The sequence below is a fragment of the Neisseria sp. HMSC075C10 genome (genome assembly GCF_001815615.1).
GTDB lineage: Bacteria > Pseudomonadota > Gammaproteobacteria > Burkholderiales > Neisseriaceae > Neisseria > Neisseria subflava_A.
In genome coordinates this window covers 83,184-100,011 of sequence record NZ_KV821259.1, presented here as the reverse complement: position 1 = coordinate 100,011, position 16,828 = coordinate 83,184, and the positions used below count along the sequence as shown (strand labels likewise).

At 51.8% G+C, this 16,828-nt stretch carries 18 protein-coding genes; 10 read left to right on the top strand and 8 right to left on the bottom strand.

Features of this window, described 5'->3' with window-relative positions; all coding sequences use genetic code 11:
* Positions 1 to 70: 70 nt before the first annotated feature.
* From HMPREF3047_RS05220 to HMPREF3047_RS05195, 6 genes are all read right to left on the bottom strand, one after another.
* Entirely contained in the window at positions 71 to 265 is a 195-nt protein-coding gene (locus HMPREF3047_RS05220) for a hypothetical protein (protein WP_049349216.1), read from the bottom strand.
* Positions 266 to 288: 23 nt separating this feature from the next.
* Positions 289 to 2,346, bottom strand: a complete 2,058-nt coding sequence (metG, locus tag HMPREF3047_RS05215) for a methionine--tRNA ligase (protein ID WP_070712398.1) — start codon at positions 2,344 to 2,346, stop codon at positions 289 to 291.
* A 127-nt stretch (positions 2,347 to 2,473) separates the two neighbouring features.
* The gene (murA, locus tag HMPREF3047_RS05210) at positions 2,474 to 3,727 is read right to left on the bottom strand and encodes a UDP-N-acetylglucosamine 1-carboxyvinyltransferase (protein ID WP_070712397.1); all 1,254 of its coding nucleotides are present in this window, start codon (positions 3,725 to 3,727) and stop codon (positions 2,474 to 2,476) included.
* 195 nt (positions 3,728 to 3,922) lie between these two features.
* The gene (ftsX, locus tag HMPREF3047_RS05205) at positions 3,923 to 4,840 is read right to left on the bottom strand and encodes a permease-like cell division protein FtsX (RefSeq protein ID WP_049349224.1); all 918 of its coding nucleotides are present in this window, start codon (positions 4,838 to 4,840) and stop codon (positions 3,923 to 3,925) included.
* Positions 4,837 to 5,487 (bottom strand): cell division ATP-binding protein FtsE, encoded by a 651-nt coding sequence (gene ftsE, locus HMPREF3047_RS05200; RefSeq protein WP_003681151.1) that lies wholly within the window; start codon positions 5,485 to 5,487, stop codon positions 4,837 to 4,839. Before ftsE ends, ftsX begins: the two co-directional genes overlap by 4 nt.
* Before the next feature lie 248 nt (positions 5,488 to 5,735).
* The gene (locus HMPREF3047_RS05195) at positions 5,736 to 6,218 is read right to left on the bottom strand and encodes a TlpA disulfide reductase family protein (protein WP_049349226.1); all 483 of its coding nucleotides are present in this window, start codon (positions 6,216 to 6,218) and stop codon (positions 5,736 to 5,738) included.
* 169 nt (positions 6,219 to 6,387) lie between these two features.
* Here HMPREF3047_RS05195 and arsC point away from each other — a divergent pair, with 169 nt between their 5' ends.
* Positions 6,388 to 6,747, top strand: coding sequence for an arsenate reductase (glutaredoxin) (gene arsC / locus HMPREF3047_RS05190; protein WP_004519164.1), 360 nt, complete (start codon positions 6,388 to 6,390; stop codon positions 6,745 to 6,747).
* Between the two features lie 25 nt (positions 6,748 to 6,772).
* Positions 6,773 to 7,429 (top strand): YdcF family protein, encoded by a 657-nt coding sequence (locus HMPREF3047_RS05185; protein WP_049349227.1) that lies wholly within the window; start codon positions 6,773 to 6,775, stop codon positions 7,427 to 7,429.
* 70 nt (positions 7,430 to 7,499) lie between these two features.
* Here the strand turns inward: HMPREF3047_RS05185 and HMPREF3047_RS05180 are convergent, their stop codons facing one another.
* A complete protein-coding gene (locus HMPREF3047_RS05180; protein ID WP_049349229.1) occupies positions 7,500 to 7,757 on the bottom strand; it encodes a hypothetical protein in 258 nt (85 codons plus the stop codon).
* A gap of 107 nt (positions 7,758 to 7,864) precedes the next feature.
* Positions 7,865 to 8,959 carry an ABC transporter substrate-binding protein gene (locus HMPREF3047_RS05175; RefSeq protein ID WP_049349231.1) on the bottom strand — a complete coding sequence of 365 codons (1,095 nt, stop codon included), beginning with the start codon at positions 8,957 to 8,959 and terminating at the stop codon, positions 7,865 to 7,867.
* Positions 8,960 to 9,124: 165 nt separating this feature from the next.
* Here HMPREF3047_RS05175 and gltX point away from each other — a divergent pair, with 165 nt between their 5' ends.
* The 8 genes from gltX (at position 9,125) to HMPREF3047_RS05135 (ending at position 16,707) form a co-directional block, all read left to right on the top strand.
* Positions 9,125 to 10,519 carry a glutamate--tRNA ligase gene (gene gltX / locus HMPREF3047_RS05170; RefSeq protein ID WP_049349232.1) on the top strand — a complete coding sequence of 465 codons (1,395 nt, stop codon included), beginning with the start codon at positions 9,125 to 9,127 and terminating at the stop codon, positions 10,517 to 10,519.
* A gap of 290 nt (positions 10,520 to 10,809) precedes the next feature.
* On the top strand, positions 10,810 to 11,148 hold the full coding sequence (locus HMPREF3047_RS05165; RefSeq protein WP_070712396.1) for a hypothetical protein: 339 nt from the start codon (positions 10,810 to 10,812) through the stop codon (positions 11,146 to 11,148).
* Between the two features lie 59 nt (positions 11,149 to 11,207).
* Positions 11,208 to 11,543: a zinc ribbon domain-containing protein YjdM gene (locus HMPREF3047_RS05160; RefSeq protein WP_049349236.1), complete on the top strand. Its 336-nt coding sequence runs from the start codon at positions 11,208 to 11,210 to the stop codon at positions 11,541 to 11,543.
* A 216-nt stretch (positions 11,544 to 11,759) separates the two neighbouring features.
* Complete coding sequence (recQ, locus tag HMPREF3047_RS05155; RefSeq protein WP_070712395.1) at positions 11,760 to 14,069, top strand: DNA helicase RecQ; 2,310 nt, start codon at positions 11,760 to 11,762, stop codon at positions 14,067 to 14,069.
* A gap of 225 nt (positions 14,070 to 14,294) precedes the next feature.
* Positions 14,295 to 14,744, top strand: a complete 450-nt coding sequence (locus HMPREF3047_RS05150; protein WP_070712394.1) for an HvfX family Cu-binding RiPP maturation protein — start codon at positions 14,295 to 14,297, stop codon at positions 14,742 to 14,744.
* An 85-nt stretch (positions 14,745 to 14,829) separates the two neighbouring features.
* The gene (locus HMPREF3047_RS05145; RefSeq protein WP_049333024.1) at positions 14,830 to 15,102 is read left to right on the top strand and encodes a hypothetical protein; all 273 of its coding nucleotides are present in this window, start codon (positions 14,830 to 14,832) and stop codon (positions 15,100 to 15,102) included.
* 86 nt (positions 15,103 to 15,188) lie between these two features.
* Positions 15,189 to 16,031 (top strand): HvfB family MNIO-type RiPP peptide maturase, encoded by an 843-nt coding sequence (locus HMPREF3047_RS05140; protein WP_070712393.1) that lies wholly within the window; start codon positions 15,189 to 15,191, stop codon positions 16,029 to 16,031.
* Positions 16,021 to 16,707, top strand: coding sequence for an HvfC family RiPP maturation protein (locus tag HMPREF3047_RS05135; protein WP_070712392.1), 687 nt, complete (start codon positions 16,021 to 16,023; stop codon positions 16,705 to 16,707). The genes HMPREF3047_RS05140 and HMPREF3047_RS05135 overlap by 11 nt, the downstream gene beginning before the upstream one ends.
* Positions 16,708 to 16,828: the final 121 nt, after the last annotated feature.

Here is a 16,828-nt window from a genome sequence, read left to right as displayed (position 1 = left end):
CCGTCTGAAACTTTCAGACGGCCTTTTTTTGAAGCATAACCAAATTTACCTTTCAACCGGTATCGCTACCTTAGCGGGAAAGAGACGGTGCTTTTCGCGGCGGATTGATCATGAGAAGCACGGCTTCTTCAATTTGTTTGTCCTCCCGATCATGGAGTTCTACCGGAAACTTCAGACGCAACACTGTAACAATAGCGCCAACCGATAAGCCTGCATCATGAAGCAACTCAATTTCTTTAAGTACCGGTGCGGAAAGGTTTAACATGGTTTCTCCTTAAGATTTGATACTTAGCCCACTTTATCCCCGGGCTGTGCGCCTGCGTCAACGTCGAGGAGCTTCAGTTTGCCCTCTGCCGTGGCGGCGGAGAGGATCATGCCTTCGGATACGCCGAATTTTGCCATTTTGCGCGGGGCGAAGTTGGCGACGGCGATGACCATGCGGCCGTTCAATTCGGCAGGATTTGGGTAAGACGCGGCGATGCCGGAGAAAATGATGCGTTTTTCAAAACCGAAATCGAGGTCGAATTTCAGGAGTTTGGTGCTGCCTTCGACGGCTTCGCAGTTCAATACTTTGGCGACACGCATATCGATTTTCATAAAGTCGTCGAAGCTGGCCTGTTCGGCGACTTTTTCGTATTTGCCCTCTTCGGCGGCAGGCGCGGCTGCTGCGGCGATGCTTTGTTTGTTGGCTTCGATTAAATCGTCCACTTGTTTTTGCTCCACTCGTTGCATTAAATGTTCGTATTTGTTGATGGCGTGTTCGCCCAAGGTTTCGCGTGTATTTGCCCAAGTGATGGCTTCCAAATTCAGGAATTTGGCGGCGTTTTCGGCCACTTTCGGCAAGACGGGGGCGAGGTAGGCGGTCAACATGGTAAAGGCGTTGATGAGTTCGCTGCATACTTCGTGCAGGCGTGCGTCTTGGCCTTCTTGTTTCGCCAGTTCCCAAGGTTTGTTGGCATCAACGTATTCGTTAACAATGTCTGCCAATGCCATGATGTCGCGCAGGGCTTTGGCGTATTCGCGGCTTTCGTAGCATTCGGCAATGGCTTCGCTTTGCGCAGTCAGTTTTGCCAGCAATTCGCTGTCGGCAACGTCTTTCAGACGGCCTTCAAAGCGTTTGGCGATGAAACCTGAGGCGCGGGCGGCGATGTTGACGTATTTGCCGACAAGGTCGCTGTTTACGCGGCTGATAAAGTCTTGCAGGTTCAAATCGATGTCTTCGATTTTGCTGTTGAGTTTGGCGGCGATGTAGTAGCGCATCCACTCGGGGTTCAGGCCTTGTTCCAGATAGGATTTGGCGGTGATGAAGGTGCCGCGCGATTTGGACATTTTTTGTCCGTCGACGGTCAAAAAGCCGTGTGCGTACACTCCGGTCGGGGCGCGGTGGCCGGAGAAATGCAGCATGGCAGGCCAGAACAGGGCGTGGAAATAGAGGATGTCTTTGCCGATGAAGTGGTACATCTCGGTTTGGCTGTCGGCTTTGAAATATTCGTCGAAATCGACACCGATGCGGTCGCACAGGTTTTTAAACGAAGCCATGTAGCCGACGGGCGCGTCCAGCCAGACGTAGAAGTATTTGCCCGGCGCGTCGGGGATTTCAAAACCGAAATACGGCGCGTCGCGGGAAATGTCCCAGTCAGACAGGGTGGTTTCTTCGCCTTCGCCCAGCCATTCTTTCATTTTGTTGAGGGCTTCGGCTTGCAGATGGGGCTTGCCGTCGTGCGGATTGTTGCCGGAAGTCCATGCTTTGAGGAAGTCGGCGCATTCGCCCAGTTTGAAGAAGAAGTGTTCGGATTCGCGCAATTCGGGTTTGGCACCGGAAACGGCGGAATACGGGTTGATCAGTTCGGTCGGGGAATAGGTCGTGCCGCAGACTTCGCAGTTGTCGCCGTATTGGTCGTGGGCGTGGCATTTCGGGCATTCGCCTTTGACGAAGCGGTCGGGCAGGAACATTTGTTTTTCAGGGTCGAAAAGCTGCTCGATGACGCGGCTCTCAATCTTGCCGTTGGCTTTCAGCGCGCGGTAAATGTCTTGGGAAAACTGTTTGTTTTCAGGGGAATGGGTGCTGTAATAATTGTCGTAGCCGATGTTGAAACCGGTAAAGTCGGCGAGGTGCTCTTCGCGGACTTTGGCAATCATGTCTTCAGGCGCAATGCCTTGTTTTTGCGCGGCAAGCATCACGGGCGTGCCGTGGGTGTCGTCGGCGCAGCAGTAGTAGCATTCGTGGCCGCGCAGTTTTTGGAAGCGTACCCAAACGTCGGTTTGGATGTGTTCGACCATATGGCCGAGGTGGATGCTGCCGTTGGCATACGGCAGCGCGGAAGTGACAAGGATTTTGCGTGTCATGGTTTGTGCTTTTAAAAACAATGGATAAAGATGTCGGGAATTATACCGCAAAACAATACGTAAAGGCCGTCTGAAACCCGATTGCCGGTGTTTCAGACGGCCTTTTATTTATCGGCTGCGTATGGGATTAACCGCGTACGCGTTCGATTTTTGCGCCTACGCCGCCGAGTTTTTTCTCGATGTATTCATAGCCGCGGTCTAGGTGGTAGATGCGTTCGACGATGGTTTCGCCATCTGCGACCAAACCGGCCATGACGAGGCTGGCGGAGGCGCGCAGGTCGGTTGCCATCACGACGGCGCCGGAGAGTTTTTCCACGCCTTTGATGTAGGCGGTGTTGCCTTCGGTGGTGATGTCTGCGCCCATGCGGTTGAGTTCGGGAACGTGCATGAAGCGGTTTTCAAAAATGGTTTCCACCACGCGGCTGCTGCCTTCGGCAATGGCGTTCATGGCCATAAACTGCGCCTGCATGTCGGTTGGGAAGCCTGGGTGGACGACGGTGCGGATGTCCACGGCTTTTGGGCGTTGTTGCATGTCGATGGAAATCCAGTTGTCGCCTGCTTCGATGATGGCTCCGGCTTCGCTCAGTTTGTCCAATACGACTTTCATGGTTTTCGGTGCGGCATTGCGCAGGACGACTTTGCCGCCGGTCATGGCGACGGCGCAGAGGAAGGTACCGGCTTCGATACGGTCGGGAACGACGCTGTGTTCGCAGCCGTGCAGCTCTTTTACGCCTTCGATGGTCATGGTTGCTGTACCGATGCCGCTGATTTTTGCGCCCATTTTAACGAGGCATTCGGCCAAATCGACGACTTCGGGTTCGATGGCGCAGTTTTCGAGGATGGTGGTGCCTTCGGCAAGCGTGGCTGCCATCAGCAGGTTTTCAGTGCCGCCTACGGTTACGACATCCATGGTAACGCGCGTGCCTTTCAGACGGCCTTTGGCTTTGACGTAACCGTGTTCGATGGTGATTTCCGCACCCATGGTTTCGAGGCCTTTGAGGTGCTGGTCAACGGGGCGCGAACCGATGGCGCAACCGCCGGGCAGGCTGACTTGGGCTTCGCCGAAGCGGGCGAGGGTCGGGCCTAAAACCAAGATGGATGCGCGCATGGTTTTTACCAGCTCATAAGGTGCGCAGGTGTTGTTGACGGTGCCGCCGTTGATTTCAAATTCGGAGATGTTGTCGGTCAAAACGCGTGCGCCCATGCCTTGCAGCAGTTTTTGGGTGGTTTTGACGTCGGCGAGCATGGGTACGTTTTTCAAGCGTAAAGTGCCGGAAGTCAGCAGACCGGCACACATCAGCGGCAGGGCAGCATTTTTTGCGCCGGATACGATGATTTCGCCGTTGAGGGGGCCGTTGGCAGAGATTTTGAGTTTGTCCACAGGATGTCTTTCGTTATTTGTCTGCACGGTTTATGCCGCACAAATGAAATGAGATGATAATAAACCATCAATTATAAGGGATTATGACCTTGCTGTTAGATTTGGCAGTATTAAATTTTCACAAGGTTTGTTTAAGTTGCGAAAGGATAAGATTTCAGGCCGTCTGAATGGTTCAGACGGCCTGTTTGCCAAGGCTTATTTTTTGGCTTTGAAGCCCAAAAGGTGTTGCGTAGTGGCCAACCATGCGCCGAATACGCCCAGCGCGATGACGAAGCCGAATACCAGCGACACTTCGCTAAATGTGAAGAAACGCCAGCCGATGTTCAGGCCGTAGGGTTTGAAAATCGCGTCCACCAGCGGCCGTACTTCGGCCAGCAGCCAGGCCGACAAGCCCAAGCTGACGGCGGCGGAGAAAATACTCTGCCACATTGCCTGATAAAGGAAAGGACGGCGGATGAAGGAAGCGGGTGCACCCAACAGCTTGGTGATTTCCAACTCTTCCTTACGGCTGAGGATTTGCAGGCGGATGGTGTTGTGTGCCACCAAGACAAAGGCCATACCCAAAGTCAGCGAGAGGAACCACAAAATCTTGCGGATAAATTCGTTAATACGATAAAGGGTCTGTACCCATTCGGTATCCATGGTTGCCGATTCGACGCGCGGCAATTTGGTAATGTCTTTATAGATGGCCTGCATCTGATCCGGAGAAGTGGCAGGGTCGGGCGTAACGATAAAGACGTCGGGCAACGGGTTGCCATCGAGCATGGAAACGAGGTTTTGGTCGAGATTGGTCTGCAATTCTTCCAAACCTTCCTGCTTGCTGATAAAGCGGACTTTATCGATACGGCTGTCGCGTTGGAGCAGGTTTTTCACCGTATCGGCATCAGAACTTGCCGCATCGGTGTCCATATAAACCGTAATCTGCGGCGACTCGTTGAGTTTGCCCAACACGCTTTGTCCGCTTTGGATGCCCAAATACATAAACAGCGGCAAGGTCATAGCAACGGCAAGCATGAGCAGGGTCAGCAGCGTGCCGATGGGTTGACGCAGAAGCTCTTTGAGCGCGGCGCGCGCCGATTCGACGTGTAACGAGACGTAATGAATCATGCTCATGCGAGGCGTCCTTTCTGCAGGCGCAAGACGCGGTGGCCGTAATCCGCCATCAGCGTTTCATCGTGCGCCGCAACAATCACGGTCGTGCCTGCCTCATGGAAGGTTTTGAACAATTCCATAATATCCAGTGCATAGGCGCGGTCGAGGCTGGCGGACGGCTCATCGGCAATCAGCAGGCTGGGTTGGTGAACTACTGCGCGCGCGATGCACAAACGTTGTTGTTCGCCGCCGGACAAAGTGATGGGCATATCGTTTTCGCGGCCTTTCAAGCCGACTTTCTCAATCGCAATACGCGCGCGCTCTTCCGCTTTGCGCGGCTGGTAGCCGCTAATCCGCAAAGGCAGGATAACGTTTTGCAAGACATTGCGGTCGTAGAGGATTTTGTGGTCTTGGAAGACAATGCCGATGTGTTGGCGCATAAAGCCGATCTGATTGTCGCTCAAGGTGCCGAGGTCTTGATTGTTGAACCAAACCTTGCCTTTGGTAGGCTTGGTAATGCCTGAAATCAGCTTCAAAATGGTGGATTTGCCCGAACCCGAATGGCCGGCGATAAAAATCATCTCACCTTTGTTAATCTGGAAACTGACATTTTTCAGGGCTTCGAAACCGCCGGGATAGGTTTTGGAAACTTGTTCGAAACGGATCATGGGTTTTCCTGAAAATAGGGATTCAGACGGCCGGCGTCATCGATAGGTAACATGCCGTCTGAAAAAATGGGGTTATTCACAGATTATAAATATTTCGGCTGCTTTTTGATAGTGAAACCCCGGTTCAGCCTGTGGATACACTGCCGGTTTGCAACACAAAGCAATATGGTTTGAAATAAAGGCCGTCTGAACGGTTTGGTTTCAGACGGCCTCGGTATCAGCGTAGGTTAAGCACCCTATCCGCTGTTTTATTTACATTTGGTTTTAGCCAAATTTACAGCAGCAGTCAGGCTTTTTTCGTTGACTTCGCCGGTGATGGTTTGTTTGTAGCCGCATTTCGGCGCTTCGACGACAGTGAAGGGCAATACGCCGACGTTGTTGCCGTGGGCTTTCATGAAGTTGCGGCTGTTGGCGCCGGTGTAACGCCAAATCGGGTAGCTAACCGGCGTTTGTTTCAGGAACTTGCCGATGTTGTCGGTCGTATCCAGCGCGATGCCGACCATATCGACGCTGCCTTTTTTCTGCGCTTTGTACCATGCGGACATGGCGGGCATTTCTTTACGGCAGGGGCCGCACCAGGTTGCCCAAAGGTTGACCACGCGCACGGGGGCTTTGAGCGATTCCAGGCTTTGCGGTTTGTTGTCCTGCCAACCTGCCGTTTCGTCGGCGGCAAAGGCCGGCGCAGCTGTAAAAACGGTGGCGGATAAGAGAAGGGCGGTTAAGGCTTTCATGGTTGTATCCTTGAGGTTGCCAATCGAAATTGTGTTTATTGTAAAACGGTTTGGTGGGTATGCCTACCGATTCGTATCAAGATATCAGGTAAAAAGTTTGAGTAAAAATCAGTTGCAGACGATAATAACTGCCATCATTGAATGATTTTGCAATAATACGGAGACTTTCATGCCGTCTGAATTCACACTTTATCACAACCCGCGTTGCAGCAAATCGCGTGCCGCGCTGGCTTTGCTCGAAGAAAAAGGCGTTGCCGCCGACGTGGTCAAATATCTGGATACCGCGCCCGATTTGGCGACTTTGCAGGATATGTTTGCCAAACTCGGCATCGAATCGGTGCGCGGCATGATGCGCACGAAAGACGATTTGTACAAAGAATTGGGTTTGGACAATCCCGATTTGGACAATGCCGCCCTGCTTCAGGCAATCGCCGAACACCCTGCCCTGCTTGAGCGTCCCGTTTTGGTAACGCCTACGCGCGCAGCCATCGGCCGTCCGTTGGAAAACATTGCCGCCCTACTCGGCTGACGGGGTTGGATAAGGCCGTCTGAAGATGATTTCCCTGCTTAAAAGCCGCAATGGCTTGCGATACTACCTATTTCGCGGCCTTGCTTTGAGCGTTTTGTTGGTGTGCGGTATTTTTTTGAGTGGCACATGGCAGATTTACCGGACAGGTTTGCAAACCTTGCCGAAGGACGCTCATGCCGATGCGGCGGTGGTGTTGGGTGCGGCGGCGTGGGACAAACGCCCGTCGCCGGTATTCCGTGAGCGCATCAACCATGCCATCACGCTCTACCAAAGCCATCGGGTCGGCAAAATCATTTTCACCGGCGGTACGCCCAAAAAAGGATTTATGACCGAAGCCGAAGTGGGGCGCCGATACGCGCTCAAGCAGGGCATACCGGCGCACAATATCCTGTTTGAAAACACGTCGCGCAACACTTACGAAAACCTGCGCAATGTCGTCCCCATCATGCACGCCAACGGAGTCGGCAGCATTATCGTTGTCAGCGACCCGTATCATTTGGCTCGCGCCGAAGAAATGGCCGCCGATTTGGGCTTGTCAGACGCGCAGTTCTCTGCCACACCGACCACGCGCTTTGATGAGCGCAGCAAGAAAGCCAAGTTCCTGATGCAGGAGAGCTATTCTTTGTTTCTCTACCGTATCGGCAAATGGAGCGATGCGGTTTGGAATTGGATAAGCAGTTGAGCCTTGGGCAAGCCATACAAAAGGCCGTCTGAAGCCTTTTAGGTTTCAGACGGCCTAAATGTATTCTTACTTATTGATATTGATTTGCAGCTACACTGCCAAAAAAGACTACAGCCAGTACCAGATAAATTACCATTACGATGGCAAACAGAATCAAGGTAGCCTTGAAATAATTGGCTTTATTTGGATTGGTGTTTGAGCCGAATGCCCATACAAGCATCATAACTATATTGACCAGCGGAATCATCATAATCAAGTTTGTTATCAACCATTCTTTGATGCTTACAATCGGAGCCTGCTGATGGCCGATTTGGTTTTGTTCAATCATATCTTGTCCAATTATATTAAATAAAAAGAATAATAATTATACATAATAAAGCCTTATTAGTATAGCATACATATTCAGACGGCCTGAGCCTATGATTTTTGCAGCCGCTATTTCAATCGGATGTAAAACGTACCGTCCGGCACGACGGGCAGGTATTTGCGGTAGAAGTCCAGATAGGTCTTGTTTGGGTCTATGTCGGCAAACTGCTGTGGGTACAGGGTTTTGGCGATAAATTGCGCGCTGGCCAAATCGGTGAGCGAGCGGGAGGCGGTGTGGTAGATGCCGTAAACGCGTTTGTTTTTGACGGCAGGAATGTCTGCCCAGCCTTTGCGTTTGACAAATCCGGCCAGGCGGCGTTGCGCATCGGCCTGGCTGATGCCTATGCCCATCGCCATAATGCCAGGCTTGTCTTTATGGCCGTTTTCCGTCCCCGAAATGACGATGACGTCGGGTTTGGCCGTCAGGAATTTTTCAGGGTTTATCGGTCCCCAGTTTTTAACGTAAGGCGCGGCGATATTGTTGCCGCCTGCTGTGTCGGCAATCGCGCCCCACATATCTTTGCCGAAGGTGTAGCTGTATTCGGACGGGCCTTTGTCGCCGAACTCGATATAGATTTTCGGTTTGGACTGCTTGGCGCGCGCGACGCGTTTTTGGATGTCGGCAATGCCTCGGGCGTATTCGGCGGCAATTTTTTGGGCGCGCGCCTGCGTACCGTTGAGTTCGCCGAAAATTTCCGCACTGCGCGTGTGCCGCGCGACGGTTTCGGCGTTGAAATCGACCACGACGACGGGTATGCCTGCCGCTTTAATGCGCGGCAGATGGGTGGCGATGGCCTTATACTGCCAGTCGGCCAGAATCAATACGTCCGGCTTGAGCGCGAGCGTTTTCTCCAGTGAAAACGTGCCGGTGCTGATGTTGCCGATGTCCGCAATGTTTTGCAGCGTAGGCAGCTTCTGTTTGAACATCGCCCAGCTGCCGGGATTGAATTTCTCCCAAAACTCACGCGAAATACCGATGACGTTTTTAAATTTGTCCGCACCCGTTACCGCGATATAGTCGGGATAGTAAAACGCCAAAACCGCGCGTTTGACAGGGACATCGACTTTGACTTCGCGTCCCAATACGTCTTTGATAGTTTTGATTTCGGCTTGGGCAAAAAGGGGCAGGAGGGCGAGGGCGGCAAATAAAGCGCGTTTGTTCATGAGCGGATCCTTTAAAAAAAAATAATTATCATTATATTTGATTTGTTTTCAGGAGAAAAGTTCCCAGACGGTCCTTCTGCGCCGACATTATTTTCAGACAGCCTTACATTGTTTAAACCACGCCGAAAAAGTAAAATAACTGTTTTCAAAGATTTTGGAGCCATCATGACCGTCAAAACCCGTTTCGCCCCCAGCCCCACCGGCTACCTGCACATCGGCGGCGTACGCACCGCCTTGTTTTCATGGGCGTTTGCCCGCCATCATAAAGGCGAGTTCCTATTGCGTATCGAAGACACCGACTTGGCGCGCTCTACTGCCGAATCCGTCAACATCATCCTCGACGGCATGAAATGGGTCGGTCTCGATTACGACAACGCCGACAACGTCGTGTACCAAACCCGCCGTTTCGACCGCTATAAAGAAGTCATCGCCGAACTCTTGGAAAAAGGCGCCGCCTACTACTGCTATTGCAGCAAAGAAGAGCTGGAAGCCATGCGCGAGAAAGCCGAAAAAGAAGGCACGGCAACTTACGACCGCCGCTGGCGTCCCGAAGCAGGCAAAACCCTGCCCGAAATCCCTGCCGACGTGCAACCCGTCGTCCGCTTCAAAACGCCTCTGGACGGCGTGACCAAATGGACGGACTTGGTCAAAGGCGAAATCTCCATTCCCAACGAAGCACTCGACGACCTGATTATCGCCCGCGCCGACGGCACACCGACCTACAACTTCTGCGTCGTGGTGGACGACTACGACATGGGCATTACCCACGTTATCCGCGGCGACGACCATGTGAACAACACCCCGAAACAAATCAACATCTTAAAAGCCATTGGTGCCACCCTACCCGAATACGGCCACCTGCCCATGATTCTCAACGAACAAGGCAAAAAAATCTCCAAACGCAGCGGCGATACCGTCGCCATCACCGATTTCGGCGTGATGGGTATCCTGCCCGAAGCCATGCTCAACTATCTGGCACGCTTAGGCTGGGCGCACGGCGACGATGAATTCTTCACGATGGAACAATTCATCGAATGGTTTGATTTGAAAGACGTTTCCCCGTCTCCAAGCCGTATGGACTTGAAGAAACTCTACTGGATTAACGGCGAACACATCAAAATCACCGCCAACGAAAAACTGGCCGAAATGGTGAAACCGCGCCTCGCCCTGCGCGATATCCACGAAACAAGCAAGCCTGCTTTGGAAGACGTGTTGGCATTGGTCAAAGACCGCGCCCAAGACCTGAACACACTTGCCGACGAGTGCCTCTACTTCTACGTCAAACAAACCCCTGCCGAAGCAGACGTGCAGAAACACTGGGACGACGAAGCCGCCGCCCGTATGCTGCGCTTTGCCGAACGCCTCGAAGGGCTGGAAGACTGGAACGCCGAAGCCATCCACGATCTCTTCAAACCTTTCTGCGACGAAGAAGGCATTAAAATGGGCAAACTCGGTATGCCCCTGCGCCTCGCTGTCTGCGGTACGGCAAAAACCCCAAGCGTTGATGCCGTATTGGCATTAATCGGCAAAGAAGAAGTGTTGAAACGGATCCGTTCGTAAGGCATGAATGATAAAAGGCCGTCTGAAAACTAGGGATGCCAAGTTTTCAGACGGCCTTTTCTAACTAAAACCAGAAAATAATGGAATAAGGCAGAGAATATGAGAAAATAATAGCCGTCTGCCTGTTACAACAGTTGATTGAATTAACTTTTATCGGCAGCCTGAATGTCCGGATTGGATAAAATAAACCATCAAGAACAAAGACCAACAAGCATATTATGTAAACTTGGCGGCTGAAAAATCGGCTCTGCGCTTTACTTTACAAATCAAACAACTTTAAAGGAAAACCCATGAAAAAAACCTTACTTGCCCTGATGATGTTATCTGCCGCCGCCGCGTATGCCAGTGAGGCGGAAGACCGTTTGCTGTCCGTCCAATCGGTTTACCGTGCCGCTTTGAATGAGCAAAACAGCAACGACAGCAAAATCATTTCCCTGCAAAGTGATTTGGAAAGCGCGCAGCGCCGTTTGCAGGCGGCTCAATCCGATATTGACCGTTTGAAAGGCGAAATTCAGACGGCTTTGGCTCAGAAAGAGCAGCAAAATGCCAAGCTGCAACAAGCCGGCCAAATGTTGGACGCGGCTTGGAATGCCGTTTACGGCGTAGGCGGCAGCAAGGCGAAGCAATAATTTAGACATTGTATTATTTGCGTTTTACGCTTCTTTTATCATCTTTATAAGGAAACCTCATGTCCCTACCTCCCTGCCCGAAATGCCACTCCGAATACACTTACGAAGACGGCGCTCAATACGTTTGCCCTGAGTGCGCCCATGAGTGGAACGAGGCCGATGCTGCCGCTACCGGCGATGATGCCTTGGAAGTCAAAGATGCTAACGGCGCAGTCTTGCAAGATGGCGATACGGTTGTCTTGATTAAAGATTTGAAAGTCAAAGGCAGCTCTATGGTCATCAAGCAAGGCACCAAAGTCAAAGGCATCCGCCTGCAAGAGGGCGACCACAATATCGGTTGTAAAATCGATGGCAGCGCGATGAACTTGAAATCTGAGTTCGTCAAAAAAGCCTAAAGATTTTATTTTTGAAAGGCCGTCTGAAACCCTAATATCAGGTTTCAGACGGCCTTTATATATTTCATTCAAAATAAAACAAATCTTTATTTAAAATTAAATAAATTCAATAGAGTTGAATTTCAGGCCGTCTGAAAAAGCGGCGGAAAAATGTTCCGCACATACGCGGGTGCAAAAACGTTAAAATAACGCTTTCCCCTATTCTACGGAACCATTATGCCTCAGCCGACCGCCAAACAGATTTTGCACGAAGTATTCGGTTATCCCGAATTTCGTGGCAAGCAGGAGGCTATCGTCAATGCTCTGGCCGGCGGCGAGAGTTTGATGGTGCTGATGCCGACGGGCGGGGGCAAGTCTTTGTGTTACCAGATTCCGGCGCTGATGCGCGAAGGCGTGGCGGTTGTCGTATCGCCGCTGATTGCGTTGATGAACGACCAAGTGGCCAGCCTGCATGTAGCCGGGATTGAAGCGGCGGCAGTCAACAGCAGCACATCGGCAGATGAGGCGCGCGATATTGCCGACAAGCTTGCCCAAGGCCGTCTGAAACTGCTTTATGTCGCTCCGGAGCGCTTGGTTACCGACCGCTTTCTGCGTTTTCTCGACCAACAAACTGTCAGCCTGTTTGCCATTGATGAGGCGCATTGCGTCAGCCAATGGGGACACGATTTCCGCCCTGAATATCAACAGCTCGGCATGCTTGCCGAACGCTATCCGAACATCCCGCGCATCGCCCTGACCGCTACCGCTGATGCGGCCACGCGCGCCGACATCAAGCATTATCTGCACTTGGACAATGCGCCCGAATTTATCTCCAGCTTTGACCGCCCGAATATTTATTATCAGGTTATCGAAAAAAATAATGGCAAAAAACAATTGCTGGATTTCATCCGCAAGCAGATGCATGGGCAAAGCGGCATTGTGTATTGCCTAAGCCGCAAAAAAGTCGAGGATGTGGCTCAGTTTTTGTGTGAAAACGGCTTGGAGGCGATTCCGTATCATGCCGGTTTGATCATGGATGTGCGCGAGGAAAACCAACGCCGCTTTACGCATGAAGACAATATTATTGTGGTGGCGACCGTGGCGTTTGGTATGGGCATAGACAAACCCGACGTGCGCTTTGTCGCCCATCTCGATATGCCCCAGAGTGTCGAACATTTCTATCAGGAATCGGGGCGCGCCGGCCGGGACGGGCTACCTGCCGTGAGCTGGCTGTGTTACGGCTTGAACGATTGGGTGTTGCTGCGTGAACGGATTGCCGAAGGCAACAGCGACGAGGTGCAAAAGCAAATCGAAATGCAAAAACTCGACGCCATGCTTTCCGTCTGCGAAACCGCCTCCTGCCGCCGCGTACTGCTGCTCAAACATTTCGGCGAAGAATCCGAACCCTGCGGCCATTGCGACAACTGCCTGCATCCGCCCGTACGGTTTGACGGCACGGTGTTGGTGCAAAAATTACTCAGCTGCGTGTACCGCGCCGGACAACGTTTTGCCGCCGGTTACATCACCAACCTTTTACGCGGCAAAAGTGACGATTGGATACAGCGCAACGGCCATGACAAGTTATCCACATTCGGCATCGGCAGCGAACAGACCGACAAGGAATGGCGCAGCGTCATCCGCCAGTGCATCAGCTTGGGCTATCTCACCGTCAATGTCGTGCAACATCAAGCCCTGCAGCTGACCGAAGCGGCAAAAAAAGTCCTCAAGGGCGAAACCGAAGTCATGCTGCGCCCCCTGCGCCGAGAAAAAACGGCCACCCAAAAACCGAAAGACGATTGGTTGCGTACCGAGCGCGAAGAGCGTTTGTGGCAGGCATTGCGCCAGTGGCGGCAACAACGCGCCCGGGCAGAGGAAGTGCCGGCCTATGTGGTTTGCGGCGACAAAACCCTGCGCGATATTGTCGAAAAAATGCCCCGAAGTTTGGAAGATTTACATCAAATCTACGGCTTGGGTGAGGCAAAAATCAATAAATTCGGTTTGGAGATACTCGACGTTTGCGAAACGGCTGAAGCCGGTACAGTTTCCACAGACAGTACACAAGTTATCCACAACTTAGACGAGCGCGAACAGGCCTTAAAACAGGCTTTGGAAACTTGGCGCGAGCAGCAGGCAAGTGCCGATCAAGTAACGCTGGGTACGGTGTTCTCCAACGAGAGCATGGACGATTTGCTGACCAATACGCCTGCCGAACCCATCGACCTTTTAGGTGTGTATAAACTCGGCGAAAAACGTATCGAACAATACGGCGAGGGCATTTTAAACATCTGCCGCCCGTTTTCAGACGGCCTGAGTGAAGAGGACAAACGCAAACGCCGATTGATGCGTCGTCTGCTTCAGTGGAACATCGATACTGCCCGCCATGAAGGCCTCGAAGCTTATCAGATATGCAGCAAAGTTACCCTGCGCGCGATTGCCGCCCGACGGCCGCAAGATTTGGCGGAGTTGGCGGAAATCCACGGCATGAATGAGGAGAAAACCGACAAATACGGCGCGGAAATTGTCGAATTGTGTAAACAAGCGGATTAATTGACCGCGATTATCATCAAAGGTCGTCTGAAACCCAATCAAGCGTGGTGTTTCAGACGGCCTTTTTGAATTTTTAATCTTTATAAAACAATGAATAAGAAGATATCTTCATTTGTTTTGTCAGTTTTTTAAAGCTGCCGCGTCTAAACAGGCATGAAAGATGGGATGGTACCGATGGATTTTTTGTCCCATCCCATTCGACACACACATCGATTAGGAAAATAAATGAACACCTCATCCAACCCCTCTTGGCAGGCCGCTTTCGGTTTGTTGACGCTCAGGCTTTTTGCCGCGTATGAATTTCTTGAATCCGGCTTGGAAAAATGGAACGGGGAAAACTGGTTTGCAGAAATAAACAGTCAATTTCCCTTTCCGTTCAATTTGTTGTCGGATACGGTCAACTGGAATTTGGCCATGTGGGCGGAACTGGTTTTACCTGCGCTGCTCATTGTCGGCTTGGCAACGCGGCTGTCCGCGTTGGGATTGATGGTCGTGACGGCTGTCGCATGGTCTGCGGTACATGCCGGCTTAGGGTACAATGTGTGCGACAACGGTTATAAAATGGCACTGATTTATTTGGTGGTTTTATTTCCTGTCCTATTGCAGGGCGCAGGCCGTTTGTCTTTGGATGCCCTGCTGAAGAAACGCTGTTGCCGTATCAAGCATTTTCTTTAAGGATTCACGGTCGCGGGCCGACTTTAAATGCCCGATATTATCCCTTGATTTGTTTTAAAACCCATATTTTAAAAAGGAAGTTGAAATGAAAAAAAATGTAGCTGCTGCTCTGGCCGGTGCACTGTCCCTGTCTTTGGCTGCCGGTGTTGTTGCCGCTGATAAAGCTGCCAGCGACGTGGCCGTTGAGAAAACTGTTAAAGCTGCCGAAGGTACTTGCGGCGCGGCTGCCAAAGCCGGTGAAGGGTCTTGCGGCGCAGCCATGAAAAAAGCACACGCTAAAAAAGGCAAAGCATCTAAAGCTAAAGCTGCCAAAGTAGTAGAAGGTAAATGCGGCGAAGGTAAATGCGGTTCTAAATAATCCTGCAACATACCTTTAACAAAGTCGCATTTTATAAACAAAAATGCGACTTTGTCGTTCATACGGCATCATAACAGGACATCACCATGATTCAACACGCAGGCTTGGGCTACCGCCGCGACTTGGCGGAAGACTTCCTCTCGCTTTCAGACGACAGCCCGATACGCTTTATCGAAGCCGCCCCCGAAAACTGGCTGAAAATGGGCGGCAGGGCGCGCAAACAGTTTGACCGCGTGGCGGAGCGGCTGCCGCTGGCATTGCACGGATTATCCATGTCGTTGGGCGGACAAGCCCCGCTGGATACCGCCTTGATAGACGGAATCAAAGAAATGATGCGCCGTTATGACTGCACGTTTTTCTCCGACCATTTGAGCTACTGCCACGACGGCGGTCATCTTTACGATTTGTTGCCACTGCCTTTCACTGAAGAAATGGTACAACATACCGCGCGCCGTATCCGCGAAGTGCAGGATCGGTTGGGCTGCCGTATTGCCGTGGAAAACACCTCCTACTACCTGCATTCTCCGCTTGCCGAGATGAACGAAGTCGAGTTCCTCAACGCGGTTGCCCGTGAAGCCGACTGTGGCATTCATTTGGACGTGAACAATATTTACGTCAACGCCGTCAATCACGGCCTGTTGTCGCCCGAAGCCTTTTTAGAAAATGTGGACGCAGAGCGCGTGTGCTATATCCATATTGCCGGGCATGACGTGGAAACGCCGGAATTGTTGATTGATACGCATGGCGCGGCGGTTTTGCCGACCGTTTGGGATTTGCTCGAACTCGCCTATGCCAAACTGCCGACGATTCCGCCCACCCTGTTGGAACGCGATTTCAATTTTCCGCCCTTTGCCGAACTCGAAGCCGAAGTCGCCAAAATCGCCGAATATCAAACGCGTGCCGGAAAGGAATACCGCCGTGCAGCCTGAATCTTCCGCCCAATACCAACACCGCTTTGCCCAAGCTATACGCGAAGGCAAAGCCGCAGATGGATTGCCGCAAGAGCGGTTGAATGTCTATATCCGCCTGATACGCAACAATATTCACAGCTTTATCGACCGCTGTTATACCGAAACGCTGCAATACTTTGACAGCGAAGAATGGGGCCGTCTGAAAGAAGGTTTCGTCCGCGACGCGCGTGCCCAAACGCCCTATTTTCAAGAAATCCCCGGCGAGTTCCTCCGATATTGCCAAAGCCTGCCGCTTTCAGACGACCTCTTGGCATTGATGGACTTTGAACACACCCAGCTGCTCACCGAAACCGCTCAAACCGACAGTCAAGCAGTCCATACAGATTCAGACGATTTAGCGTACACCCTTTCTCCTGCCGCCTTTGTGCGCCGTTATCAGTATGACGTGACCGACGAATTACAGGAGGCGGAAACTGCCGTTTTGGTGTGGCGAGATAAGGAAGACGACGTGATGTACCAAACGCTCGACGATTTCGATGCCTTATTGCTGGAAACGCTGGCAGAAACGCCCACTTCCCTAAACGGCCTGCAAACCATGCTGGCAGAGTTCATGCCGTCTGAAAATGCTTGGCAGGACGCATTAAGGCAGAAATGGACAGATTGGCGGGAACAGGGCATTTTGGTTGCGGCATAAACCAAGACCGTCTGAAACGGACGCAGTCGGTTTCGGTAAAACAAAAATACTACTGAAATCGTTTATAGATTCAATCGCATGCTCTTTCCGTATCAGCGTAAAATCAGAAGCATATTGATCA

Coding starts and splice junctions, on each gene's coding strand:
- HMPREF3047_RS05195 (WP_049349226.1), bottom strand. CDS start 6,218: ATGAAAGCCTTAACCGCCCTTCTCTTATCCGCCACCGTTTTTACAGCT.
- HMPREF3047_RS05180 (WP_049349229.1), bottom strand. CDS start 7,757: ATGATTGAACAAAACCAAATCGGCCATCAGCAGGCTCCGATTGTAAGC.
- HMPREF3047_RS05145 (WP_049333024.1), top strand. CDS start 14,830: ATGAAAAAAAATGTAGCTGCTGCTCTGGCCGGTGCACTGTCCCTGTCT.
- HMPREF3047_RS05220 (WP_049349216.1), bottom strand. CDS start 265: ATGTTAAACCTTTCCGCACCGGTACTTAAAGAAATTGAGTTGCTTCAT.
- HMPREF3047_RS05185 (WP_049349227.1), top strand. CDS start 6,773: ATGATTTCCCTGCTTAAAAGCCGCAATGGCTTGCGATACTACCTATTT.
- ftsE (WP_003681151.1), bottom strand. CDS start 5,487: ATGATCCGTTTCGAACAAGTTTCCAAAACCTATCCCGGCGGTTTCGAA.
- HMPREF3047_RS05150 (WP_070712394.1), top strand. CDS start 14,295: ATGAACACCTCATCCAACCCCTCTTGGCAGGCCGCTTTCGGTTTGTTG.
- HMPREF3047_RS05175 (WP_049349231.1), bottom strand. CDS start 8,959: ATGAACAAACGCGCTTTATTTGCCGCCCTCGCCCTCCTGCCCCTTTTT.
- ftsX (WP_049349224.1), bottom strand. CDS start 4,840: ATGAGCATGATTCATTACGTCTCGTTACACGTCGAATCGGCGCGCGCC.
- arsC (WP_004519164.1), top strand. CDS start 6,388: ATGCCGTCTGAATTCACACTTTATCACAACCCGCGTTGCAGCAAATCG.
- recQ (WP_070712395.1), top strand. CDS start 11,760: ATGCCTCAGCCGACCGCCAAACAGATTTTGCACGAAGTATTCGGTTAT.
- HMPREF3047_RS05140 (WP_070712393.1), top strand. CDS start 15,189: ATGATTCAACACGCAGGCTTGGGCTACCGCCGCGACTTGGCGGAAGAC.
- metG (WP_070712398.1), bottom strand. CDS start 2,346: ATGACACGCAAAATCCTTGTCACTTCCGCGCTGCCGTATGCCAACGGC.
- HMPREF3047_RS05165 (WP_070712396.1), top strand. CDS start 10,810: ATGAAAAAAACCTTACTTGCCCTGATGATGTTATCTGCCGCCGCCGCG.
- gltX (WP_049349232.1), top strand. CDS start 9,125: ATGACCGTCAAAACCCGTTTCGCCCCCAGCCCCACCGGCTACCTGCAC.
- HMPREF3047_RS05160 (WP_049349236.1), top strand. CDS start 11,208: ATGTCCCTACCTCCCTGCCCGAAATGCCACTCCGAATACACTTACGAA.